Here is an 18,543-nt window from a genome sequence, read left to right as displayed (position 1 = left end):
TTAATATGAATCTAAAAAGAAAAGTAAATTGGAGAAGAAATATTGCAGCGCTTCTGGCCTTTGTGATGCTTATATCAATGTTACCTTCTGACATTTTTGCAGAAGAACATGTAGAAAATACAAAATCAAGTCATAACAGCATGCCAGAAACAGACGATTCAAAAACCCTTGAAATAGCAGGGATTGATGAAGCTGAAATTGGTAAAGACGGAGAAGTTCTTTCGGAAAGAACAGCCAATAGCAAACTTTTCTATGAAGGAGAGGGAGTATTTACGCAAGAAGTATATCCTGACCCCATTCATATAAAAGAGTCACCAGATGCTGAGTGGGAGGACATCTCTCCAGAGTTAAAAGCAACTTCGAAAAAAGAAATAGAAACGGAAAATGCAAGGTTAGATTCAACCTTTCAAAAACAAATGAAGCAAGGGCTTTATGCTACATTCGAACACAAGAAGCATCAAATTGAATTTTCAATTTTAAAAGCTTCAGGAACAAACAAATCAGAAATTCGTTCCAAAGATACCTCTGCACAATTTAAAGAAAACACCAACGAACTTACATACGAAGAGGTATTTCCACATATTGATTTACGATCATTTACTTTTAATGAAAATATCAAAGAAGATATTGTACTCAAACGATATGATGGCTACAATTCTTTTACATTTAAAATAAAGACAGATCTAACTGGAGAAATTGAGGAAGATGGTTCTATTAGATTCTTTGATCAGAAAAAACAGACCATTTTTCAAGTTCCAAAACCGTTTATGACCGATTCAAATCTAGATGAAAAGTCAGGCGAAGTGGCTCGATCAGAAGATGTGAGCTTTGAATTGCAAAAAGAAGATGATGGCTATTTACTTCGTGTAACTGCTGATGAGAAATGGCTTAAGGATCCTGAACGAGTTTATCCTGTGTCTATCGATCCATCGACTTCTTTATCTGTTTCATCAGACACATTCATTATGAGTGCATACCCAACAACAAACTATTCAACATCTACGCAAAAATGGGATGCTAATCTGAAAAGTTATGTCCTGAAAACCGGTTATTATGATAAAACAACTGGTACAAACTACGCGTTCATGAAGTTTAATTCATTCAAACCGATTCAAAATATGAATGTAACAAAAGCGACGCTCAAAACGTATGTTGCTCATTCATATTACGGGACGAAAGCAACTGGTCTTTGGCTTGATACAGTGAATGCCAACTATGATCATACAAAGCTAACATGGAACAATAAACCAAGTTCTAAAAACATCGGTAAGGCCAACGTATATAAAGGACAATGGGCGAGTTATGATGTGACATCGACCATCAAAGCTTGGAATAGCGGAACAGCTAACTATGGCTTTAAATTACATGCTAATGGAAATGGACAAGACCATTGGAAAAAAATAATCTCATCAACAAACTCTACCAATAAACCAGTCATTGAAGTCACGTATACGATTCCACAAGCAAATGCACCAACTGTAAAAGGTTTTAGTAATGGAAATGGGACAGGTTACTTAAACTTAAGTTGGAAAAAGGTGTCTGGTGCAAAAGGTTACAAAGTGTGGCTATACAACGGAAAAGAATATGAAGCCATTTCAGTTGGAAATGTAGCATCATGGAGTACAAAAGGAAAGAATATTTGGCCGACAGCAAGTGAGATTGCAGCTAAGAAATATAAACTTCATTTAGATGGAAAAGGGGGGACAGAATTAGCAGTTGATCCTTCCCCGGTTTACAAAAACTCAGGTGGTAATTATGCGACAAGCAAAAATTATTGGGTAGCTGTAAGTGCGATTTTTGACCAAGGTGAAGGCGCAATGTCAGCAAAAGTAAAACCTGTCGTGCCGAATGTGGCTAGAGCGAAAGCACCTAGTACAAAAGGATTTAATAATAATAACGCAACAGGTTACTTTGATCTTTCTTGGACTTCAGTTTCCGGTGCGACCGGTTATAAAATACAAATGTTTAATGGGAAAAGCTATGAGACATTGGATCTCGGTAATCAAACATCATGGTCAACAAAAGGAAAAAAAGTATGGCCAACAGCTGCTGAAATTAAAGCAGGTAAATTTGCATTGCACCTCCAAGATGGAAAAGGGGCTGAGCTTCCAATTCATCCTGGTGCGACTTATAAAAATGCTGGAGGAGATGCGGCTCAAAAACATTATTCCTTCAGAGTGATTGCCTACAATAAAGATGGAGAAGCTATTGCTTCACCGCCATCTGGACCAACTTTACCTGATCTATCTAGACCAAAAGCTTTATCTGGATATGCTTATACGAATACGAAAGAGAGCCAAACAGGTTATATCAATTTACATTGGGACAAAGTAAAAAATGCAAAAGGATATAAAATTAACATCTATAATGGTAAGGCATATCAATCATTTGATGTTGGTGATGTCGATCATTGGACAACACAAAATAAGAATATTTGGCCGACTCCTACTGAAGTTACAAGTGGGAAATATGTGCTTCATACAGATGGTAAGGGCGGGGAATTAGCGCTAGACCCTTCACCAGTATATGAAAATGCGAATGGAAATTATAAAGGACGCAAGAACTACTCCTTTACTCTTTCCGCCTACGATGCAAATGGAGAAACCATTCCGACACCTGCCTTTAACCCGACATTCCATGAAGGTGCAGAATTCCTTGGGACAGAGGATTACTGGTCGATTATTGATATACCAGACGGCCAGCTGAATGGTGCAACTGGTAATGTGATTGTCAGTGAAGAAGAAATGTCGATTGATGGAAGAGGACCAGGACTTGGAATTGGTCGAACTTACAACAGTTTAGATGCTGCTGACCACCTGTTTGGACAAGGGTGGTACGCAGATGTAGAAACTAGTATCACGCCAACAAAAGAAGGTGCCATCTATCTTGATGAGGATGCTACAACTCATATTTTTACAAAAAAAGCAGATGGTACGTATCAACCACCAACAGGTATTTTCCTTGAATTAACGGAATCAAAAGATGAATACATGTTAAAAACGAAGGATCAAACCTTTGCGCACTTTAGTAAAAACGGTGGGAAAATCACCAAGATTGTAGATGGACATAAAAATACAACGACATACAAATATAACGAAAACAATCAGCTCATATCAATGGAAGATGCATCTGGCCGAAAAATAACGATGGAATATGATGAAGATGGTCATATCACCTCGGTTCAAGGACCAAAAGGGAAAAAACTTTCATTTGAGTATGATGCAGGCTTACTAGTAAAAGTCATTGATTCAGATGGAACGAGTATCTCATATGAATACGACAAAGAAGGAAAATTGATTAAACAATTCTCTCAAAACAGCACAGAAGATCAGCCTGTTTTTACAGAATACCAATATGAAAATCACCGTTTAGTCAAAGCGATCAATGCAAAAAAAGAAACCTTTGAGTATGCATATGATATGTCTAAAAAGACACTCATGCTGACGCAGCCAAATGGTCGAAAAATACAGTATACGTATAACGAAGCAGCCAATCCAATTCAAGTTGTAGATGATGCGGAAGGTTTGAAGATTACGACCAAAACCAAATATGAAGGAAATCAAATCGTTGAAGAAGCGGATCCGAATGATGTAGAAAAAGGAAAAGCTACAGAAAGCTATTCGTATGACAAAAATGGCAACGTCATTCTGGCGAAAGATGCTTACGGGACAGAAACCTACGAGTATAACAAAAACAATGATGTTACTAAAGTGAAAGATACAGAAGGAGATATTACAGATATCGCCTACGATGGATTAGATGCTGTATCTGAAACGGATCAAAGTGGAAATATGTCTTCAGCCAGCATTTATGACTCGTACGGGAATTTGGTACAAACGAGTAAAGAACTTGCTGCAGGTGCGAGTATATTGAAAAATGGCAGTTTTGAAGATACGCTAACTGGCTGGAAGCTTACAGCATCTAAGGATGAAGGGAAATTAGCGCAAACAGCTGGGAAAAGTGGTCCGTTATCTGGCGGCAGAGTATTAGAGGTCAGTTCACAGTCGACCACTGAAGGAACTGAACTTGGCTATTCTTCTGCTACTCAAGAAGTGACACTAGAGCCAAATACGACGTATACACTTAGTGGGAAAATAAAGACAGAGCTAACAAAAGCAAGAGCATTTTTTAACATCGATTTAAGAGATACAAACAACAAACGAATTCAATGGATCAGCAACGGTTACAGCACATTATCAGGCAAAAACGATTGGACAAAACGCCAAGTCACGTTTACGACGCCATCTCATGCAGGTAAAGCTGTGATCTATATGGAAGTGGATCATCGAGATAAGGCTGGAAAAGGAAAAGCCTGGTTCGATGAGATTCAGCTGGAAAAAGGCGAAGTTTCATCAAGTTATAATCCAGTCAAAAATAATTCCTTTACGGATAAAACAACAAGCTGGAGTGGGTCAGGTGGTTCATTAGATAATGAAGAAGGCTTTAACGATGACGTTTCGTTAAAAATGACCAGAACATCTTCATCTCAAGCGAATGTCATCTATAAACAATCTGTCCCGATTGAACAAAGTGCGAATGATCAATCTGTGTATGTCACCTTGACTGGGATGTCTAAGTCTGAAGATGTCAAAGCCTCAAATGAAAATGATTACTCACTTCAAGCGTCCGTCACGTATACAGACGGCACAACAGGAACGTTTAATGCAAAATTCCCAACCGGTACACAAGAATGGAACCGAGCGGCGGTTGTCATACCAAAAACAAAACCATTGAAAAAAGTCGACGTTCAGATTGTTTTCCAAAAAAGCGCGATTGGAACGGTTTGGTTTGATGATATCCGTCTAGTAGAAGGTAGTCTGTTAACGAAAACTACTTACGACGAGAAAGGGAACTATGCTGTTAAAGAAGAGGATGAGCTTGGTTACTCATCTCAATCTGCCTACGACGAAACGGGCAAAAAGCTTTCAGAAACAGATGCGAAAGGCGAAAAAACAACATTCGAATACGACCAGGCAGACCAGCTGAAGAAAATCACTTTATCTAACGGGACATCCATTGTGAGAACCTACGATAAAGAGGGCAATGAACGGTCGAAAACCATTCGTGCTGATTCAGATCAGACGTATCAATTTGAATATGACCTGATGGGCAAATTGACGAAAACCATTGATCCTTTAGGAAATGTGTTAAAAAGTGAATATGATGCGAATAGCAACTTAATCAAAACCATTTCTGCTAATGGACATGAAGTGTCTCTCACGTATGATGGAACAGACCGAGTGAAATCAAAATCATACAATGGGACAGAAAAATATCACTTTAGCTATGATAAAAACGGAAACGAAACAACGGTTGTTAACAAAGAACAAAACACAACCAAAAACAGAACGTTCGACCAACAAAACCGCATCACAAAGTTAACAGAGCGTGGCAGCAGCCAAACTTGGACGTATCCAGCCAATTCAGATAAACTGAAATCCTTTGAGTGGACACACGGAAATCAAAAAGGAACGAACCAATTCAGTTACAATAAGCTTGATCAAATGACGCAGATGAAGGATTCGAGTTCTACGTATTCGTTTGATTATGATGAAAATGGAAATGTTCAGTCCTTTATTACAGGTAACGGCAGTGGTGCTAGTTTTGCTTATGATGAGCGCAATTTAATTAATGATTTGCACATTGGAACAAGCCAAGGGGCAACGATCCTAAACGAAGCTTACGAATATGATCAAAGTGGAAACAGAATAACGGTTGATCAAGGAAGCAACGGGAAGATTCGTTATGAATATGGAAAATTAGATCAATTGATCAAAGAAACTTATCCAGATGGCACGGTCATTGGTTACACATATGATGGGTTTGGAAACAGAAAAACCGTCACGACTGAAAAAAATGGCACTAAAAAAACAATCAACGCATCATTCAACATCATGAACCAACTGACAAAGGTAAATGATGAGACTTTAACTTATGACAAAAATGGCAACCGAACGTCTGACGGGCAATTCCTGTATGAATGGGATGCAGAAGATAACATAACGGCCATCACGAAAAAAGGCGAAGACAAGCCATTTGTCACTTACAAATATGATGAGCGTGGATACAGAATTCAAAAAACAGTGAATGGAAAAGTCACCAATTACTTTTATGACGGCGATAGCCTGAATGTTTTATACGAAACAGATGGAGACAACGAAGTCACAAAAGCATACACATACGGTGAGAGTGGACAACTCCTTGCATTCACACAAAATGGAAACAAATATTTCTATCACTACAATGCACACGGTGATGTCATTGCCATCACAAATAGTGCAGGAAAAATCGTTGCTGAGTACGAATACGATACATGGGGCGTTCCAACTAAAGTAAAAGAAGATGAAGAAGTAAAAGGAAACCCATATCGCTATGCTGGCTACCGCTTCGACGAAGAAACAGGACTTTACTATCTAATCGCCCGCTACTATGAACCAAAAAATGGCGTATTCCTATCACTTGACCCAGACCCAGGAAGCGATGGAGATGCACTAGATCAAAACGGATATACCTATGGAAACAACAACCCGGTGAAATTTATTGATCCGGATGGACATTGGGTCTGGATTGCAGCAGGTGCGGTTGGTGGAGCAGCTTGGGATGTTGCCGATTATATGTGGAAGAATAGAAAAAAGGGTTATTCATGGAAAGGTGCTGGAAAAGCAGCGCTACGAGGTGCTGTTACTGGAGCCGCTCTAGGTGGTGCTGGAAAAGTACTAAAGGCCGGATATAAATTAGCTAAATGGTCTAAAAAAGGTGGTAGAATAACAAAAGTAGGTAAAATTAAGGGGTATTATGGTGTTAGATGGAAAACAAGAAAAGGTTCGGGCTATACGCATAGATCATTTGAGTTTCATACTCCACATAATGACCATGGATATCATTGGCAGTTAAATAAGTGGAGCCATAATAAAAAAACAAGTAGTTGGAGAAGGAGTAGTAAGGGAACTAAAAGGTGGAAATTATATGGGAAAAAAATAAAGGCCAGAAGTAGGTGAAGAACTTGAAGAAAGTTAAATTAAACACTATTACTAAAGAATTTATAGCTGATATCGAAAAAAAAATTACAAATATTGCTCTGAATATAGTGGAAGAAAAACAAAAAAAATTTAACGATTTAGGCTTAAAAATCAATGCTGAATTTGGAAGATTTGGAAATGGCAAAAAATTTAGCGGGAGAGAAATCCAAATATCAGATTGTTTTACAGCAGGTTATAATTCATCAATATATTTTTCAGTAGATTATTTAAATGGCGAAGAGTTTCATGATGGTGATGAAGGTGATGAAGGTTATTGTATAGACCATCTCGATATTTGGGATTGTGTATCGAATAATCCCATGAGTAAAAAAGGATATTTAATAGAATTTGAAAATGAAGTAGACTTACAAAGAATTATTATACAATTAATTGATCAATTGTATAAAGAAGCAAGAGAAATTCTTCAATTTCAAGAAAATTGAAGAGTCTAAGATTCAAACTTTTTAATGAATGAATAACATCTATTAAAATCCCTTTCCTATAGAAAGGGATTTTAATAATTTAAGAAAATAATGAAATGACTTTTATAAAAAGGTTCTGAGCCTTTACACTTTGGAGGACAAACGATGACATGATTTTTAGATGAAAAAATCCAGAAACAAATCCCTGATTTCAATATCAACCATCTAAAGCAAATCAATGAATTTCACTACTTTAAAGAGTATAATGAACATTACGACTTGATCAACTGTATTCATCTACACATCCCATACGAATCTGCAACCCATAAAGCAGACATTCATCTGAAATTTACCAACGTCTCTTCTGTTCAAATCAAAGATTTGGAGTTAACAAACGATTCCTCTCTTTTTTTGAACATTCAACTTTTGGATAGAGGCTGGGAATATTTGAATTACTTTGTCGAAGATTATGAAGAACAGTATTTTTCTTTTTATTGTGAAACGATTCAAGTCATACAAGTCGTATCAAATGAATCGGGCTAGTCGCTCTACATATGTGCGAATCATGCTTCCCCATCCTAACACAGAAAGGTGCAATGACATTGAATCGAATGATGAAGTGGCTTTTATTTGCGGCGGTCATCGCTGGCTTATTGGTATGCGCATTCTTTGTGTTCCGTTTCAACCAGCCTAAGCCGACGACAAACATCCATTATGCAGACACACAAAACAAACAGCAAACACTCGATATGTATATGCCAAAGGGAAAAGATGAAGACAAAAAGAAGAAGCATCCAGTCATGATCTATCTCCATGGCGGAGGCTGGACAGGCGGCGATAAGAATAGAGTCGCTTCAAAGGCGGATTATTTTACGGGTCAAGGGTATGTGTTTGTTTCAATGAATTACAGGCTTCACCCTGATGCCAACTACGAGCAGATGGCAGATGATACGGCAAACGCTATTAAATGGGTGAAGGATCATGCAGATGAATATCAAATCGATTCGTCAAAAATCAATGTCATGGGTCACTCAGCGGGCGGTCATTTGACGGCATTGGTTGCTACAGATTCGACTTACTTAAAACGTGTGGGGCTGTCGCCAAAAACGATCAATTCTATCGTGATTTTAGATGGACCGTTAAACATCAATCAATTTATACAAGCCATTCCATCGTACAAAAAAGTCTTTGGCAAACAAGAGGAAAACTGGACAAAGGCATCACCGGTCACTTATATGAATCAAACGAATGTACCGCCTGTTTATTTGGTCACAGGCTGGGAAAATCCTGAAGTGTACCGATTTGCAGAAAAACTCAATCATGAGAAAGGCTCTAATTTTGTGTTTCGGGTTCATTCGCTGAGCCACAGTGATTTAAATAAATGGTTTGGATCTGACAGAGCGCCAAAAGAAGCGCAAGAGATGACAAAGGCTGTGATGGCTTTCGTCAAAAAACAAAATCAATAACAAAGACTGTATGCTAGGGCAATCCATTTTGCCTCAGTATATGATAAAGTGGTTTGAGATTAAAGGAGTGTATGTTGTTGTCATCACGTATGGAAAATAAAGTGTTCAATTGCGAAAAAGAGCTGACGCTGAATATTATCGGCGGGAAGTGGAAAATGCTGATCTTATGGCACCTTGGCAGAGAAGGGACAAAACGGTTTGGTGAGTTAAAGTCGTTAATGCCTGGGATTACGCAAAGAATGCTTGTCAATCAGCTAAGAGAATTAGAGGAAGATCACATTGTGCATCGGGAGGTTTATCCTGTCGTTCCGCCAAAGGTTGAGTATTCTCTCACAGAACTCGGAGAAAGCTTAATGCCGATTTTAGAGGCGATGTATGATTGGGGAAAACAATATCTCGATAGCAATTTTTTAAAGGATGATAAATAGAAAGACGATAGATGTAGACAAAGAGCTAAAATCATTTTATTTTAGCTCTTTGTTTTCTTTTCAGCGTGACTTGAAAACCTTTGCAGTCTAGGAAGGACGAGTACTGGAGCGGCATCACAACACAGACTTGACACCGAATGCGAGGATTTGTCAGTACGTTTAGATACTGGTCGAAAAGACAGTGTCTTTTTTGTAACCATATGCGAAAAAGTATAGTATGTAAAAAAAAAGTGCGTACTTGGATTGCTTCCATCCTGTTGTTATACTCATTTCATCGTTCAAGAAGCCCTATTCACGGAGCTCTTGAAGATGAGATGAAAAAACGGGAGTGAACGTTCATGAAATTACAATTAGCATTAGATTTAGTGAATATACCAGAAGCGATTGAGCTGATCAAAGAAGTAGAAGGATCGATCGATGTAGTCGAAATTGGAACACCTGTTGTGATCAACGAAGGCTTGCGTGCCGTCAAAGAAGTCAAACAGGCATTTCCAAACTTACGTGTACTCGCCGATCTGAAAATTATGGATGCGGCCGGTTATGAAGTGCAGCAGGCATCTGAAGCTGGAGCAGATATCGTCACCATTCTTGCGGCGGCAGAAGATATGTCCATTCAAGGAGCGGTAAAAGAAGCAAAAGCAAGAGGGAAACAAATTTTAGTCGATATGATTGGTATCAAAGATATCGCCGGCCGTGCGAAAGAGCTGGATGAGCTTGGGGTAGATTATATTTGCGTGCACACAGGCTATGACCTGCAAGCGGTTGGTCAAAACTCATTTGCGGACCTCATGACCATTAAACAAGTGGTCAAACAGGCAAAAACAGCGATTGCAGGCGGTATTAAGCTTGATACGTTACCTGAAGTCGTCAAATTAAATCCAGATTTGATTATTGTCGGCGGCGGTATTGCGAGCCAAGACAATAAAGCAGAAGTGGCTGCGCAAATGAAGCAGTTGATTGCACAATCATGAAAACAAGTGACTATGTGAGAGCAATTCTAAGCGAGCTTTCTGAGCACTCGCCCGCTATTCAAGACGAACAAGCAGAGCAGCTTGTCAAAAGCATTTTAACGGCTCGAAAGGTCTTCGTCGCAGGGGCTGGCAGGTCTGGTTTGATGGGGAAATCGTTTGCAATGAGACTCACGCATATCGGTGTCGAAGCTTATGTGATTGGTGAAACGAATACGCCTGCTTTTACATCTGAGGATTTATTGATTGTAGGGAGCGGTTCTGGCCGAACAGAGACGCTACTTGTGCTCGCGAAAAAGGCAAGGGGGATTGGCGGAAGCGTGGCGTCGTTCACGCTTTCAGCTGAGTCACCTATAGCTGATCTATCGGATGAAGTCATCTTACTGTCAGGTGCGCCAAAGGATCAACATGAAGGAAACCATCATACGATTCAGCCGATGGGCTCATTATTTGAGCAAACTTTGCTTCTTATGTACGATGCGGTCATCTTGAGATTGATGGAATTGAAAGAGCTCGACACCCATAAAATGTACGGTCACCATGCGAACTTAGAATAGCCGTGATGAAAACCTTTCCTTTTTTGAAGGAAAGGTTTTTTTAATACATGAAACTTAAAAAGAAGGATCACTTGACATAAAGGAATGGATGTAACTATAATAGTTACATCTTGAAAGAAAAAACGTAAGCAGTGGAAGGAAGATGAAGATGAAAGTGCAAATTTGGTCAGATATCGCCTGTCCTTTTTGTTATATAGGAAAAAAACAGTTGGAAACAGCGCTTGAGCAATTCCCTCATAAAGAACAGGTAGAAGTAGAGTTTAAAAGCTTTGAGCTTGATCCGCATGCACCTGTTGCAGTGGATTATGATGTGCATGATATGCTTGTCAAAAAATATGGCATGAGCCGCAGCCGGGCCATCGCGATGAATGAACAGGTGAAACAGGCGGGCAAGGAGAAAGGAATCGATTTTCAATTCGATCCACTCGTTTTGACAAACACCTTTGATGCCCACCAGCTCGCTCAATATGCTGGAAAAATGGGAAAAGGCGATCTCGTCATGGGAGAGCTGTTTCAAGCGTATTTTACAGATGGAAAGCATGTTGGTGATCGTCAAACCCTTTTAGATATCGCAGAAAAAGCAGGCCTTGATCAGAACGAAGTACAAAAAGTTCTAGACGGGCAAGAATTTGCAGACGATGTGCGAGAAGACGAAAAAGAAGCAAGACAGCTCGGGATTTCTGCTGTGCCTTTTTTCTTGATCAATGATCAATATTCGGTTGCTGGTGCACAGCCAGCAGATATGTTCCTTCGTGCACTTGAAACGGCTTGGACAGAAGAGGCAGCGCAAACGGAGAAAGCGGCTGATGCTTCATTTGAAGAAGCATGTGCAGATGGCGTATGTGCAGTGCCCTCGCCAAAAGAAGAATTATAATCGGCATTTTCCCTATCTTTGATAAAAGATAGGGATTTTTGTTGATTAATAATTAATACACCTTTATACTTAAGTTATCTTAATTATGAAGGTGATGACAGTGACATCCAAAACAACGATGATTCAAGAATTAAACCAAATCGAAGCGCGCATCCATCAAAAGCTCCGATTAGAGTTTGAAGAGTTATTTGTAGATGAGTTAACTGATAAGCAGCACATTGTCCTTGATTTCGTAGAGCGAAAAGGGGGAAGCTCACCTATTCAAATTGCTCAGCAACTAGGCATCACCCAAAGTGCTGTGAGCCAGTTGTTAAACACGCTTGAAAAAAAAGAATGGGTTCGCCGCAGCATCAACCCGCAAAATCGTCGGGAATTGCACGTTGAACTTTCTGAAAAGGCAAAGACGTACTTGGAGAATATGAGAAAGATAGAACTTGCGATCATTGAAAAATACTATTCAAAATTAAGCCTCGAAGAGATCAACACATTGACATCCATTTATACAAAGCTAGATCAATTGATTGTAGATCAAAATGAAGGGGAAGGATGATGATCCATTGATGATGCTCAAACAAGAAGTACAGCGAATTGCCTCTTCTTATACGGAGAAAAAGAAACAGGCACTGCTTGTGATCGGACTGATTCATCAAGGAGAAAGACATGTTTTTCATTTCGGAGATCACCCCATACGGCAGCGCTTCCAGCCTGAGGAGGTCATTTTTGAAATCGGCTCTATTTCAAAAGTCTTTACGACAAGTATATTGGCAAGCATGATTCAAAAAGGGCAGATGAAGCTAGACGACTCCATTTCACTGTATTGTCCTGAAATAAGAAAGAATCACCCCATTCAAATAGAACAGCTGGCAATCCATACGTCTGGACTTCCTTCATATCGTTTTCTCAGAGATTTACAATTAAGGTTCCTTCCAAAAGTGAGAAGAGATATGTACTGTCAATACTCCCTTGATGAATTAATGAAACTGTTACACTCGAAAAAATGGAATGAGCGAAAAGAATACCCATCTCGTTACTCCAATGTAGGGATGGGACTCCTCGGGTTGATCATGGGATGGTCTCTTCACAAAACATATGAAGAGCTGCTGACTGAATATATCGTGGATGAGCTGAAACTATCGAACACCTTTATTACGATCAAGGAGGACGTCAAAGAGAAGATGATCCTCGGTCATCAAGAGAATGGAAAAGAGGTTCCTCCGCTTCAGATGCATGACTATCAAGGGGCTGGTGCGATTCGTTCGACGATCACGGATTTGCTTTCATTTCTCTCTGCACATATGAGTGCAGACGCCGCTTCTCCATGGAAAATGACCCACGAGCCAAAGGTAAAGATAGGGAAAAACATGTCAATGGGACTCGGGTGGGTCATAGATGATACGGGATTGATTTGCCATAATGGTGCAACTTCTGGTTTCTCCAGCTTCATGGGCTTCCGCCCGCATTCAAAAACAGGAGTGGTCGTCTTGTCTAACTATCGCAATCGTATCACGCAAGACTCTCCCGACCGAATTGCCTATGATGTGATGAATATGCTTGAACAAGAGCCTAAAGCCAAATGAGCCTCCTATGAAGAGGGCTCATTTTTTCTTGCGTTCAGCTCTTTAATCGTTTCACCAGGAACGAGTTCAGGCTCATAAAATGTTTGATCAGGGAGATTCTTTTTCCCTTGTACTTTTTTAATCATCCAGTCTGCCGCATCTCGTCCCATTTGCTCTTGAGGATGTGTCAGCGTTGTCAGTTTCACATGGGCATTTTTTTGGGCAATATACGAGTTATCCTGTCCAATAATGGAAAGATCATCTGGAATAGATAAACCCATTTCACTACATACATTTGCTACTTCTAATCCTACCTCATCGTTATAGCAAACAAGGGCTGTCAGCTCATGCTGGTGCGCTTGTAAAAAGGTTTTTATATGATCCCCTAAATACTGCTTCGATTCTGTATCGAAAAAAAGAACATGCTCTGGTAGGAAATTGAGCTTCGCTTCACCGAGTGCCTGAATATAGCCTTTCATTCGATATTTTCCTTGTAAATCATCTGTTTTTGAAATCAGTCCAATGTGCTGATGCCCAGAGGTGATCAGCTCCTTTGTCGCTAAATAGCTGGACTTTACATCATCCAAACAAAGGAAGGGGACCTCTAACTGCTCATAGTAGGCATTGATCATAATAAGCGGGACATCCTGTTCTTTAAAGGATAGGTAGTACGAAATGTTTGGATTATATAAGTTGCTTTTTGTCGGTTCGACAATTAATCCGTCCACACCAAAGGACAGCATCATTTCAAGTGCTTTTTTCTCCTGCTCCACATCGTTATTCGTACTCGCCAGTAACAAAGAATAGTTCTCTTCATTTAATCGGCTTTCGATGCCCCGAATGATCGACGGGAAAATGTAATCGGATATGTATGTGGTGATGACGCCAATCGTTTTCATATGAGCATGTCCAGCAGGTTTTGTTTGATATTGATTGGTGACAAATGTGCCTGAGCCTTTTTCGCTTCGTAAAAAACCTTCACTCGATAATTCCAAGATGGCTTTTCGCACCGTATGCCGGCTTACTTGATACATCTCTTGTAAGCTTGATTCGGTTGGAATACGCTCCCCGATCCGGTAATCTCCTGTCAGTATTTTGCTTTTTATATCATCTATAATGATCTGGTACTTCTTTTTCATCGTTTCACTTCTTTCACAGTTGATCCTCTACTCGGGTTGAGAAGAACTTGTATGGACATATTCTAACATGGTTGCTTAATCAAAAACAGGCGCTTACAGTGTCTATCGTCTGTTCCTTAGAGAATATGAAAGTTTTTGTCTAATTATGTATGCACAACTATATTTATTATTGACATATGTACGTACAAATATTATATTGTTTTTGTGCACAGGTAAAGATGAATCAAACGAAAAAGATATTTGAAACCGCTATCATCTTGGAGGTGAACAAAATGAATCGTGAAAAGACGGCCAAAGCCATTAGAGAAGGACGGACATCTTTGGGCATTGAATTTGGTTCGACACGAATTAAAGCAATTTTAATAGATGAAGAGTTTCAGCCAATTGCGCAAGGTGCATTTGAATGGGAAAGTTCTCTTCAAGAAGGAATATGGACGTACAATTTAATTGAAATCATTACAGGTCTTCAAGTGGCGTACCGTCAGATGAAAGAACAGGCTGCACAATTGTATGGGGTGACGATTCAAACCATTGGCTCCATCGGGATATCTGCGATGATGCATGGCTATGTCGCCTGTCATCATACAGGAGAAGTCCTCGTCCCATTTCGAACGTGGCAGAATGGAACAACGACCGAGGCGAGTCAAAAGCTAACGGATGTATTCCAATTTCATATTCCAGAAAGATGGAGTATCGCTCACTTATATCAAGCGATATTAGGAGAGGAAAAACATCTGTCCCGGTTAGAGTATGTGACCACTTTGTCAGGCTACATTCACTGGCTGTTAACAGGGAAGCAGGCCATCGGAATTGGCGATGCGTCGGGAATGTTCCCCATTGATGAAAAAACGAAGGATTACAACGAAGTGATGCTTCATCAATTTGAAGCATTGATTGCAGAAAAAGGCTATCCGTGGAAGCTTCGTCATCTTTTGCCGCGCGTCTATTTAGCAGGCGAAGAAGCTGGTGTGTTAACAGCAGCTGGAGCAGCGATTTTAGACCAAGGTAAACAGTTGCAGCCAGGTATCCCTTTTTGCCCGCCAGAGGGTGATGCAGGAACAGGGATGGTCGCAACAAACAGTGTGGAAAAGAGAACTGGGAATATTTCAGTTGGGACATCTGTATTTGCCATGATTGTGTTAGAGCATCATCTAAAAGGTGTGTACCCAGAAGTGGATCTTGTCACGACACCAGATGGCCTGCCAGTCGCGATGGTTCATGCCAACAATTGTACAAGTGACCTCAACGCTTGGATGAATCTATTCAGAGAAGCGTTTGAAGCAATGGGTCAGCCAGTTGAAACAGAAAGATTGTACGAAACTCTATTAAATCAAGCTTTAGAAGCAGATCATGATGGGGGCGGGCTTTTAAGCTATGGCTATTATTCTGGTGAAAATATTACGAGACTAAAAGAAGGAAGACCTCTTTTTGTTAGATCTCCTCAAAGCCGGTTTACCCTTGCTAATTTCATTCGGACGCATCTCTTCTCTGCATTTGGCGCAATGAAAATTGGGATGGATCGTTTAAAAGCACATGAACAAGTCAAGATTGATCGCTTACTAGGACATGGCGGTTTATTTAAAACACCGATAGTTGGGCAAAAAATGGTCGCTGCTGCACTCGGGACACCTGTATCCGTCGTATCAACTGCGGGAGAAGGCGGTGCGTTTGGGATGGCGGTCCTTGCTTCATATATGCTCAATCACCAGCAGCAAACACTGAGCCATTTTCTCAAGCATCAAGTGTTTGCCCATACATTAGAAGAGCTTATTGATCCTGATCCACTGGATGTTAAAGGTTTTGAGGAATTTATAAAGCGCTATCAAGAAGGACTCCCGATAGAAAAGACGGCAGTAGAACATCTCACGCCACAGAAAGGAGCGGCACCTGTATGTTAGAGCGGTTAAAAGAAGAAGTGTTTCAAGCGAATCTAGATCTGCCAAAGTACGGACTTGTGAAATTTACATGGGGCAATGTCAGTGCGTGCGATCGTGACAGTGGACTGTTTGTCATTAAGCCAAGCGGCATAGCGTATGACAAATTATCAGCAAAAGACATGGTCGTGGTCGATTTTGACGGTCAAGTGGTCGAGGGGGAATTCAATCCTTCTTCCGATACTGCCACACATGCTGTTCTTTACAAACACTTTGAGGAAATTGGCGGCATTTCACATAGCCATTCAATGTGGGCAACGGTATGGGCGCAAGCTGGACTTGATTTACCAGCAATGGGCACAACACATGCAGATACATTTTACGGACCTGTTCCGTGCGCTCGATTTCTCACAGAAGAAGAGGTGAATCGCGGGTATGAGGTGGAAACAGGACACCTGATCATTGAAACGTTTGAGAAAAGACAGATAGATGTCATGGCGGTTCCTGGTATTTTGCTACAAGGTCATGGTCCCTTTACGTGGGGAAAAGATGCAAAAAGTGCGGTAACGAACAGTGTCATTTTAGATGAAGTAGCGAAAATGAACCTGTTTGCAAAGCAATTGAACGAATATGCGGAGCCTCTTCCGCAGGTGATTTTAGATAAACATTATTTAAGAAAACATGGAACACATGCGTATTACGGACAAAAACCTTCAAGATAAAGAAAAGAGGGATTTCTATGTTAACAAGTCAGAAGAAAGAATGTTGGTTTGTCGTCGGTTCACAGCACTTATATGGGGATGAAGCACTGAAGCAAGTGAAGGCAGATGCGCAAAAGATAACAGATGCCTTAAATGAGAGCGGTTTGCTGCCTTATCCAATTATTCTGCAGGAACTGGCGGTTAGTGCGGATCAAATCACACAGCTGATGAAAGAGGTCAACTATCGTGATGAGGTCATCGGTGTGATGACTTGGATGCATACGTTTTCTCCAGCAAAAATGTGGATACGTGGTACGTCTCTTTTGCAAAAGCCTCTTTTGCATCTCGTCACGCAATACTATGAAAACATTCCGTGGGACACGATTGATATGGACTATATGAATCTCCATCAATCGGCACATGGAGACAGAGAGTACGGCTATATCAATGCACGTTTAAATAAGCAAAACCAAATCGTTGCAGGTCATTGGTCGAAGCAGGAGGTGAAGCAACAAATCGCTGATTGGATGGACGTTGCGGCTGCCTATCATGAGAGCTTCCACATCAAAGTGGCACGGTTTGGTGACAATATGCGCCACGTTGCGGTGACAGAAGGAGATAAAATTGAAGCGCAGATCCAGCTGGGCTGGACCGTTGATTACTTTGGAATTGGCGATCTTGTGAACTATGTAAATGCTGTGGAAGAAGCAGAAGTTGATGCTCTGTTTGCTGAGTACTTAACGTTATATGACGTGGATTATGGGAGTTATTCGGCAGAAGAATGGGAACAAAGTGTAAAAGTGCAAGCACGATATGAAATTGCCATCAAACGTTTCTTAGATGAAGGCGGCTACAATGCCTTTACGACAAACTTTGAAGATCTACATGGCATGAAGCAGCTTCCGGGTTTAGCCGTTCAGCGGCTGATGGCAAAGGGATATGGCTTTGCGGGTGAAGGGGATTGGAAAACCGCCGCACTGGATCGTTTATTAAAGGTGATGAGCCATCATCAATCCACAGGTTTTATGGAAGATTACACATATGAAATGACCTCTGGTCAGGAAGCAGTGCTGCAATCTCATATGTTAGAAGTAGATCCAGCGCTTGCACATACAAAACCTGTCATTGTCGTGTCTCCGCTAGGCATTGGAAACCGGGAAGACCCAGCACGTCTTGTGTTTGATGGAAAAGCAGGCGAGGGCGTTGTTGTCTCCATTGCTGATTTTGGAACACATTTCAAATGGCTGATTCAAGAAGTGGAAGCCTTTGAGCCGCAGGAAGCAGCACCACATTTACCGGTGGCACGAGTCCTCTGGAAAATCAAACCGAACTTTCAAGATGGCGTCAAAGCATGGATTAAGCACGGCGGAGGTCATCATACAGTCGTATCTCTCAATTTAACGGTTGATCAAATTGTTCATTTTGCAAAGCTTGTGAATGCAGAATATGTGGTTTTATAAAGAAGGGTGAAATGCATTCTACTGTGAACGGTAGAATGGCAGGGAGAAATGAAAGCGGTTTATTAAGTGAGGGGGGTCA

Annotated in this window: 14 protein-coding genes; 13 read left to right on the top strand and 1 reads right to left on the bottom strand. The window is 40.6% G+C overall.

Going from position 1 to position 18,543, the window contains the following annotated elements; translation table 11 throughout:
- The first annotated feature begins 5 nt into the window (after nt 1-5).
- The 10 genes from ABG082_RS12080 (at nt 6) to ABG082_RS12035 (ending at nt 13,311) form a co-directional block, all read left to right on the top strand.
- Nucleotides 6-6,998, top strand: coding sequence for a DNRLRE domain-containing protein (locus ABG082_RS12080; RefSeq protein ID WP_272511732.1), 6,993 nt, complete (start codon nt 6-8; stop codon nt 6,996-6,998).
- A gap of 5 nt (nt 6,999-7,003) precedes the next feature.
- The gene (locus ABG082_RS12075) at nt 7,004-7,462 is read left to right on the top strand and encodes a hypothetical protein (protein WP_272511731.1); all 459 of its coding nucleotides are present in this window, start codon (nt 7,004-7,006) and stop codon (nt 7,460-7,462) included.
- A 258-nt stretch (nt 7,463-7,720) separates the two neighbouring features.
- Entirely contained in the window at nt 7,721-7,984 is a 264-nt protein-coding gene (locus tag ABG082_RS12070) for a hypothetical protein (protein ID WP_348936131.1), read from the top strand.
- A 53-nt stretch (nt 7,985-8,037) separates the two neighbouring features.
- Nucleotides 8,038-8,907, top strand: a complete 870-nt coding sequence (locus ABG082_RS12065) for an alpha/beta hydrolase (RefSeq protein ID WP_348936130.1) — start codon at nt 8,038-8,040, stop codon at nt 8,905-8,907.
- A gap of 71 nt (nt 8,908-8,978) precedes the next feature.
- Entirely contained in the window at nt 8,979-9,335 is a 357-nt protein-coding gene (locus tag ABG082_RS12060) for a winged helix-turn-helix transcriptional regulator (protein WP_029708013.1), read from the top strand.
- 338 nt (nt 9,336-9,673) lie between these two features.
- On the top strand, nt 9,674-10,306 hold the full coding sequence (hxlA, locus tag ABG082_RS12055) for a 3-hexulose-6-phosphate synthase (protein ID WP_003216301.1): 633 nt from the start codon (nt 9,674-9,676) through the stop codon (nt 10,304-10,306).
- Nucleotides 10,303-10,860: a 6-phospho-3-hexuloisomerase gene (hxlB, locus tag ABG082_RS12050; protein WP_348936129.1), complete on the top strand. Its 558-nt coding sequence runs from the start codon at nt 10,303-10,305 to the stop codon at nt 10,858-10,860. The genes hxlA and hxlB overlap by 4 nt, the downstream gene beginning before the upstream one ends.
- A 148-nt stretch (nt 10,861-11,008) precedes the next feature.
- Nucleotides 11,009-11,734, top strand: coding sequence for a DsbA family oxidoreductase (locus ABG082_RS12045; protein WP_348936128.1), 726 nt, complete (start codon nt 11,009-11,011; stop codon nt 11,732-11,734).
- A gap of 94 nt (nt 11,735-11,828) precedes the next feature.
- Nucleotides 11,829-12,284 carry a MarR family transcriptional regulator gene (locus ABG082_RS12040; RefSeq protein WP_202394234.1) on the top strand — a complete coding sequence of 152 codons (456 nt, stop codon included), beginning with the start codon at nt 11,829-11,831 and terminating at the stop codon, nt 12,282-12,284.
- 10 nt (nt 12,285-12,294) lie between these two features.
- A complete protein-coding gene (locus tag ABG082_RS12035) occupies nt 12,295-13,311 on the top strand; it encodes a serine hydrolase (RefSeq protein ID WP_348936825.1) in 1,017 nt (338 codons plus the stop codon).
- A 5-nt stretch (nt 13,312-13,316) separates the two neighbouring features.
- Here ABG082_RS12035 and ABG082_RS12030 read toward each other — a convergent pair whose 3' ends face one another.
- Entirely contained in the window at nt 13,317-14,429 is a 1,113-nt protein-coding gene (locus tag ABG082_RS12030) for a GntR family transcriptional regulator (RefSeq protein ID WP_348936127.1), read from the bottom strand.
- 272 nt (nt 14,430-14,701) lie between these two features.
- On the opposite strand from ABG082_RS12030, the gene ABG082_RS12025 reads away from it, so the two are divergent.
- From ABG082_RS12025 to araA, 3 genes are read left to right on the top strand one after another with little or no spacing between them, the layout of a single operon-like run.
- On the top strand, nt 14,702-16,327 hold the full coding sequence (locus ABG082_RS12025; protein WP_348936126.1) for an FGGY-family carbohydrate kinase: 1,626 nt from the start codon (nt 14,702-14,704) through the stop codon (nt 16,325-16,327).
- Nucleotides 16,321-17,025, top strand: coding sequence for an L-ribulose-5-phosphate 4-epimerase (locus tag ABG082_RS12020; RefSeq protein ID WP_007501382.1), 705 nt, complete (start codon nt 16,321-16,323; stop codon nt 17,023-17,025). The genes ABG082_RS12025 and ABG082_RS12020 overlap by 7 nt, the downstream gene beginning before the upstream one ends.
- A 17-nt stretch (nt 17,026-17,042) precedes the next feature.
- Nucleotides 17,043-18,464: an L-arabinose isomerase gene (gene araA, locus ABG082_RS12015; RefSeq protein WP_019743625.1), complete on the top strand. Its 1,422-nt coding sequence runs from the start codon at nt 17,043-17,045 to the stop codon at nt 18,462-18,464.
- Nucleotides 18,465-18,543: the final 79 nt, after the last annotated feature.

This window comes from Bacillus sp. BS1807G30 (genome assembly GCF_040047675.1).
Classification (GTDB): Bacteria; Bacillota; Bacilli; order Bacillales; family Bacillaceae; genus Bacillus; species Bacillus altitudinis.
The sequence above is the reverse complement of the archived record's forward strand: the minus strand, read 5'-3'. Positions and strand labels throughout refer to the sequence as shown.

What these genes read in the sequence shown, in the direction of transcription:
- ABG082_RS12080 (WP_272511732.1), top strand. Translation starts at nt 6, where the DNA reads ATGAATCTAAAAAGAAAAGTAAATTGGAGAAGAAATATTGCAGCGCTT.
- ABG082_RS12065 (WP_348936130.1), top strand. Translation starts at nt 8,038, where the DNA reads ATGACATTGAATCGAATGATGAAGTGGCTTTTATTTGCGGCGGTCATC.
- ABG082_RS12060 (WP_029708013.1), top strand. Translation starts at nt 8,979, where the DNA reads ATGTTGTTGTCATCACGTATGGAAAATAAAGTGTTCAATTGCGAAAAA.
- hxlA (WP_003216301.1), top strand. Translation starts at nt 9,674, where the DNA reads ATGAAATTACAATTAGCATTAGATTTAGTGAATATACCAGAAGCGATT.
- hxlB (WP_348936129.1), top strand. Translation starts at nt 10,303, where the DNA reads ATGAAAACAAGTGACTATGTGAGAGCAATTCTAAGCGAGCTTTCTGAG.
- ABG082_RS12045 (WP_348936128.1), top strand. Translation starts at nt 11,009, where the DNA reads ATGAAAGTGCAAATTTGGTCAGATATCGCCTGTCCTTTTTGTTATATA.
- ABG082_RS12040 (WP_202394234.1), top strand. Translation starts at nt 11,829, where the DNA reads ATGACAGTGACATCCAAAACAACGATGATTCAAGAATTAAACCAAATC.
- ABG082_RS12035 (WP_348936825.1), top strand. Translation starts at nt 12,295, where the DNA reads ATGATGCTCAAACAAGAAGTACAGCGAATTGCCTCTTCTTATACGGAG.
- ABG082_RS12030 (WP_348936127.1), bottom strand. Translation starts at nt 14,429, where the DNA reads ATGAAAAAGAAGTACCAGATCATTATAGATGATATAAAAAGCAAAATA.
- ABG082_RS12025 (WP_348936126.1), top strand. Translation starts at nt 14,702, where the DNA reads ATGAATCGTGAAAAGACGGCCAAAGCCATTAGAGAAGGACGGACATCT.
- ABG082_RS12020 (WP_007501382.1), top strand. Translation starts at nt 16,321, where the DNA reads ATGTTAGAGCGGTTAAAAGAAGAAGTGTTTCAAGCGAATCTAGATCTG.
- araA (WP_019743625.1), top strand. Translation starts at nt 17,043, where the DNA reads ATGTTAACAAGTCAGAAGAAAGAATGTTGGTTTGTCGTCGGTTCACAG.